The sequence below is a fragment of the Rhodopirellula sp. JB055 genome (genome assembly GCF_043100905.1).
Taxonomy (GTDB): Bacteria; Planctomycetota; Planctomycetia; order Pirellulales; family Pirellulaceae; genus Rhodopirellula.
Genome location: NZ_JBICHO010000246.1, coordinates 1 through 6,417 on the forward strand (window position 1 = coordinate 1; position 6,417 = coordinate 6,417).

A 6,417-nucleotide genomic window follows, 5' to 3' on the forward strand; every position below is an offset into this window, starting at 1 on the left:
CCGTCCAACAGCCAATTCGCGTTGCTGGCTCTCGGCGAAGCGGTCAATCGAGGTGTCGAAGTGGACCCGACCGTCTTCCAAAGAGCCCAAGCGTATTGGCGGAATCTCCAATTTCGTCGCGGCGGTTGGCCGTACCAATCCAAGGATCCGACTGGCAGCATGACCTGCGCCGGCATCGGATCGCTGCTGATCGCCCAAGACGCTTTGAACACGCTCGATCATGACCAAAAAACGTTGCGTTGCTGCGATGAAGAAACAGGCGACCCTGCAATCGAAAAAGGATTTCAGTTCCTCTCGCAAATCTTCACCGTCGAAACCAACCCAGGCAGCACGCTGTCCAGCGATTTCTATTACTTGTACGCGATCGAACGAGTCGGACGCTTGTCGGGACGGCGCTTGATCAGCGGCCACGATTGGTATCGCGAGGGCGCCGCACACTTGGTCGGTCTTCAGGACGCCTTTCGCGGATTTTGGACTGGATCGGGGCCCGCAGAAAGCAAACGTGACGTCGCCACTTCATTTGCGTTGCTGTTTCTCTCCAAAGGCAAAAGGCAAGTCGTCGTCGGACAACTCGATCACCCCTCGCTTCAAACCTTGGATGCGAACAACAACGCATCCCTGGCTTTTTCAACCTCGCTGAAGCAATTGGTTCGTCACGTTGAACGCGATTGGTCACAAGAACTGACCTGGCAAACCATCCAAGCCGAAGGCGCAACGGTTGCCGATCTGCTGCAAGCCCCCGTGATCGTCATTCGTGGCTCACAAAGACTTCAGTTCAGCAACGAACTGATCGCGACATTGAAACAGTACATCGACCAGGGTGGCACGATCCTGTTTGACGCGATCGGGGGCGATGGCTGCGGCGACGCAAAGGGTTTTCAAGACAGCGTGGTCGACCTCAGCCAACGATGGTTCCCCGGCAGCCAGCTAGAGCGATTGCCCCCGTCCCATCCAGTTTGGTTCGCTGAACGCCCGGTCGATCCCGCCGCGATCGGCCAAGACTACTGGGTCTACGGAGTCGGAGCGTGTTGCCGAACGCCGGTGTTCTATTCCCCCCGCAGCCTGTCGTGCCGATGGCAACACAGCGGTCCCCTGCTTCGCAACGCTGACATGCCCGCCGCGATCCGCCCGCAAATCGAAGCCGGGATTTCGATCGGCGAAAACATCATCGCTTACGCCACCGGCCGGGAACTCAAAAACAAACTGGACGCGGCATCGATCGTGGATGGCTCGACCGCACCGCCGCCCACCCGCGGCGCCATTCCAATCGCAGTGGGTGCCTTGGGTGCCGGAGAGAAACAAGTCCTGCGCGCACTCCCCAACGCCGCGACCCTGATTCGCGAAAAGTTGGCGATCGAAGTCATCGCCGTGAACGATCCAATCGAGCTGACCGAGGAATCACTGGCTCGCGTCGGGGTGCTGTATCTGCACGGACAAACGGCGGTCGAACTGAAACCTTCCGAACGCGATGCTCTGCGAGCCTTTGCCTCACGAGGCGGCATCATCATCGCCAGCCCCATCTGCGGCAGCGAAGCCTTTGGAAAATCGATCCGCACTCAACTCGCCGAACTGTTCCCCAGCGAATCGTTCGAGCCGATGGAAAAAGAGCATCCCGCGTGGACGACTCGCTACGGCGGCTATGACCTCAGCGACGTCACGATTCGTCGCCCGAATCAAACGGGCGAACGTCAAAAGAATCAAACGCTCAAAATCAGCCGCGTGCGATCGACACCGATCGTCGACTTGATGCAAGTCGACGATCAAGCGGCGGTGTATTTCTCACCGCTCGATCTCAGTTGCGCACTCGAGTCACAAAACTCGGTCCAGTGTCCCGGCTACAACACCACCGACGCCGCCCGAATCCTGGCCGGCCTGGTCCTCTACTCGCTCAATCGCTGAACCGTTGAGGAGTTCGCTTGGACCGCCCCCGCAGAGGTCGTGCAGTTTTATTTCACCCTCCCTGGGGACGTTCAAAGAACAAAAGGTGGCTGGCGTCTGCGTTTCGCCCCGGATGGGGACGTCGTGAAAGTTCGGTGCGTCCCTCGCTCACGCTCTTTGAAGTTGCGTTCTTTCTTCTAATGGCCAACGGCCTTGCTCAACATAACCAGGGGCATCGCCGGGAGATCACCCCTTGGACCACATCAAGAGTGCAGGCGGGCGAAGTCGCGAACGTCTTCTTCGATGGCACGCATCCGGTCGGACAACTTCACGTCCGCGGCATCCAAGTCCTGGGACTCGGCGGCTTCCAAGCGAGTGAAGACATAGAACTTCACCTTGGGCTCGGTACCGCTGGGCCGAACGGCGACGTAGTTGCCGTCCATTTCCAAATCCATGATGACCAAGTTTCCACTGGGGCCTTCCAAGGACGAAGTGGAACCATCGGCAACGTTCAAAGTGGTTGCACTGCCGTAGTCGCGAACCTGAGCCACTGCGATCCCACCGAGTGATTTTGGCGGTTCGGCGCGGAACGCTTTCATCAGACTTTGCATCGCCGCCATCCCTTCGCTGCCTTCCATGAAGACATTGATCAAATTTTCTCGGTGCATGCCGTGCTTGCGGTACAAGTCCGCCATGTATTCGTGCATCGACTTGCCTTCGGCTTTCAACTTCGCCGCCAACTCGCCCATCAACATGCAGGCGACCGCGCCGTCTTTGTCTCGAGCGTAGGTGCCTACGAGGTAACCGTGTGACTCCTCGCAACCATACACGAAATCCTCCGGACCTTCGCGGTCCATCGCTTCAGCGATGTACTTGTATCCGACCAACAACTCGCCGACGCAGCGTGCCCCATGAGATTCGGCGATCCGGCGAACCAACTCGGTTGTCACCAACGTTTTGATAACGTAAGAGCGATCGGTTAGCTTGCCCGCTCTGGCGGTTTGCTCCAGCACATAATCGGCCAGCAGAGCCGCGATCTGGTTCCCGGTGAAGGTTCCCCATTCGCCACTGGAATCGGTTGTCAGCGGTGCCGCCACTCCCAAGCGATCGCAGTCGGGATCCGTTGCCAGCACCAAATCGTATCCGCCAGCGCGAGCGGTTTCGATCGGGGCCTCGAAGACAGCCGAATTTTCTGGGTTCGAAACATGGCCAGGCACATTCGGAAAGTCACCACTCTTTTCGCGGTGGCCTTCGTACACATCGACTTGCGTGAAACCATCTCGCTTCATCAGCGGCATCACGGCTTCTTCGCCGACACCGTGCAGCGGCGAATAAAGCACTTTGACGTCTCGTGACCCTTCGAAGCCACACTGGGAAGCAGCGTCCAAGAACGCAGCGTCGATTTGTTCGGTCACCACTTCGATGCGTCCATCGGCCAGCGCCTCTGCGAACGGGGTCGCACGAATTTCTTGGCAACTCATCACCCGATCGATGATGGCCTTGTCGTGAGGCGGCAAGACTTGACCGCCCGTCGACCAGTAAACCTTCACCGCATTGTCGCTCGGTGGGTTGTGGCTGGCCGTCACCATGATGCCGCAATCGCAATTCAAGTGACGAACCGCAAAGGACAATTGCGGCGTCGCTCGGTAATCGTCTAGCAAATAAACTTTGAACCCAGCAGCGACCATGATGCCAGCACACAACTCCGTGAAGTGACGAGATTTGTGCCGCGTGTCGTAGGCGATCGCACAGGACAGTTGTTTCGCACCGCCGTGATACTCCACGACGTAATCTGCTAACCCCTGCGCGCTCTCTCCGATCGTCCGGTCATTGATCGCGTTGGAACCAATCTCGTACATCCGCCCGCGGCGTCCGCCGGTACCAAACGGGATGACTGTCCAGAAAACATCGTCCAGCTTTTGCCAATTCCCGTCCGCGATGTGCTGCAACGTTTGGCCGCGATATTCGCGGTACCGGTCCTCGGTCAACCAAGCTCGAATGTTTTCCACCGCCCCCGCGGTCAATTTCTTTTCTTGGCAAGCCTGATCAATCGCGGCCAAGGCTTCGTCGACGGTCAGGGAAGGGGACGAGGCGGAGTCAGAACCAGAAGTCATGATGGAATCGCACCGGGATAGCGGGGAGACAGGTCGAATCAGTGGGCCCAGATTCTACGCCCCAACCGGCGGCCTCACCACCTAACGTCTCATCAATCCAGCCAACCGTCGCCAGGTCGGTTTTGGCCCCCAACCGAGACCGCCTCGTCCTCCCAAAGCCGCATGCTGTGAGTGCCGCAAGAACGAGTGGACCTAGCGGGGCACCCCGACGCGTGACATCCATCCCGGGGATTCCGTCCCGAACGACGAAAGCCATCCCCATCGCATCGCTCGCCACCTGTCTCCCCGTCTCAAACGCTCCCCCACTTCGCATCCCGGACGATGAGCCTTCCAAGGCCGTCGCAAAGGCCCCCCGACGCGTCAATTTTGAAGTTGCGTTTTTCTCAAAACCTGAAGCGTCAGCTTTTTCATAACCCGAAGCGTCAGTTTTTTCATAACCCGAAGCGTCAGCGAGGGAAAAACGATATTGACTTCGCCTCGCTGACGCGTCGGGGAATGAAAAACCCAATGCCTCACGCAAAAGCGCAACTTCAAAACGGGCTAGGGGGGCTGTCACGGCTTGCCTTTAGGGTAGTGAACGAGACGACAAGTCCTGAACTGGTGTCAAAATCAAGGTCTCGTCGCCTCGTCCACGACGATCCAACCTAACCTGCAACTTTGAAAAACATTTGGAACAACCTTCAAAGAAAAAGTTTGCATTCTTTTTGGCCGCTGATGTCGATCGTGGCCAGACGAAATCGACTACCTAAGAATCACCGCCCAACCCGGTGGTTTTGAAAGGTGATTCATTCGTTGCACGTGAACATTTTTCGAGTGAAGCAAACATCCCGATGGAGGAAAATCAATGCGAGTCATGGTGATGGTGAAGGCGTCCGAGAGTTCAGAAGCAGGGAAGATGCCCGACGAAAAACTGCTGATCGACATGGGGAACTTCAATGAAAAGTTGGTCGAAACCGGGATCATGAAAGCCGGTGAAGGACTGAAGCCGAGCTCTCAGGGAGTTCGCGTCCACTTTCACGGAAGCGACCGAACGGTGACTGACGGACCATTCGCGGAAACGAAAGAATTGATCGCCGGCTATTGGATCTGGGAAGTCAGTTCGATGAGCGAAGCGATCGATTGGGTGCGCCGCTGCCCCAATCCGATGGTGGAAGACTCGGACATCGAGATTCGCCCGATTTTTGAGCTGGAAGATTTCGGTGACGAAATGACACCGGAATCGCGAGAACAAGAAGCCAACATTCAAAAGAAATTGCAGAACGACGCGGAAGCCGAAGTACGACGAATGGTTCATCAATGGACCAAGGCGTTGGAGGCTCGTGACTACGACGGTTTGGTCGCGAACTACACCGCGGACTCTGTGCTGTACGGCGGCATTCCACCGTACAAAACCGTTGGACCACAGAACATTCGAAAGCTTTGGGAAGGTTGCTTGCCGCAGTTTCCTGAATTCCAATCGGTACATCACGACCTGACATTCGAGGTCGGCGATGATGTCGCTTTCGTGCACGGACTGCATCAATTTCAAACCGAGGTGGCGGATCACCCCGCCGGCCAGTCGTGGATGAGGGTGTCGATTTGCTTTCGCAAGAAAGAAGGGCAGTGGCGGGTGTTGCACGAACACGTGTCGTTGCCCTTCAATCCGATGACCAATGAGGCGTGGAAGATCAAAGATCCCGCTGTTTTGGACGAACCCTCGTATGGTACAGATGTCTGCACTTGAGAATCGACGATCGTGACGCACCGAATCCGCGTTGCGATGGTTTGAATATTTGTTTTGGTTTGCCCCACCTCCTTCAACATTGATTCTGTTTATGTTTGCCAAACCACAATCCGAACACCAATGGCTCGAGCAAATTCTCGGCGAATGGGAGTTTAACCACGACTGCAAAATGCCAGACGGTTCCACTTCGACCACCCACGGAAAAATGTCTTGTCGTTCGCTGGGAGGCATGTGGGTGATCTGCGAGAGCAGCGGTGCATCGGCTGAAGGTGAACCTTGGTCATCAATCATGACGCTGGGGTTCGACACAGCCGAAGGTCACTATGTCGGAACCTTTGTAGGATCCATGATGTCGAACATTTGGCCCTACGAAGGCTGCTTGGATGAGTCCGGTAAAAAGTTGCTACTGAGCTCGCGTGGTCCCGCTTTCGATGGGTCAGGAAAAGCGAACTATCGAGACACAATTCACATCCTCGATGCAGACGCGTGGATGATGACCAGCGAACTGCAAGACGAAAACGGACAGTGGGTTGAATTCATGAGTGGCAAGCACACACGTTGCTAGTGGTTTGTCAAAGTCAAAAGTCAGGTTTGATCGCAGTGGACCAACGCACCCATACAAGAAAATTTAACCAACAAATAAAAACTACCCACATGAAACAAACACCAAAAAAATACATTGAAAACACATGGCGGGGGTCA

At 56.0% G+C, this 6,417-nt stretch carries 4 protein-coding genes; 3 read left to right on the forward strand and 1 reads right to left on the reverse strand.

The genetic code is table 11. The features are described 5' to 3' along the window. A partial coding sequence (locus tag ACF8AM_RS10200) for a DUF4159 domain-containing protein (protein ID WP_392555540.1) occupies positions 1-1,899 on the forward strand: 1,899 nt, incomplete at its 5' end. A 242-nt stretch (positions 1,900-2,141) separates the two neighbouring features. Here ACF8AM_RS10200 and ACF8AM_RS10205 read toward each other — a convergent pair. Next, entirely contained in the window at positions 2,142-3,992 is a 1,851-nt protein-coding gene (locus ACF8AM_RS10205; protein WP_392555541.1) for a phospho-sugar mutase, read from the reverse strand. An 844-nt stretch (positions 3,993-4,836) separates the two neighbouring features. On the opposite strand from ACF8AM_RS10205, the gene ACF8AM_RS10210 reads away from it, so the two are divergent. Both ACF8AM_RS10210 and ACF8AM_RS10215 read left to right on the forward strand, forming a co-directional pair. Next, positions 4,837-5,715 carry an SgcJ/EcaC family oxidoreductase gene (locus ACF8AM_RS10210; RefSeq protein WP_392555542.1) on the forward strand — a complete coding sequence of 293 codons (879 nt, stop codon included), beginning with the start codon at positions 4,837-4,839 and terminating at the stop codon, positions 5,713-5,715. A gap of 91 nt (positions 5,716-5,806) precedes the next feature. Beyond that, on the forward strand, positions 5,807-6,280 hold the full coding sequence (locus ACF8AM_RS10215; protein ID WP_392555543.1) for a DUF1579 domain-containing protein: 474 nt from the start codon (positions 5,807-5,809) through the stop codon (positions 6,278-6,280). The last annotated feature ends 137 nt before the right edge of the window (positions 6,281-6,417 follow it).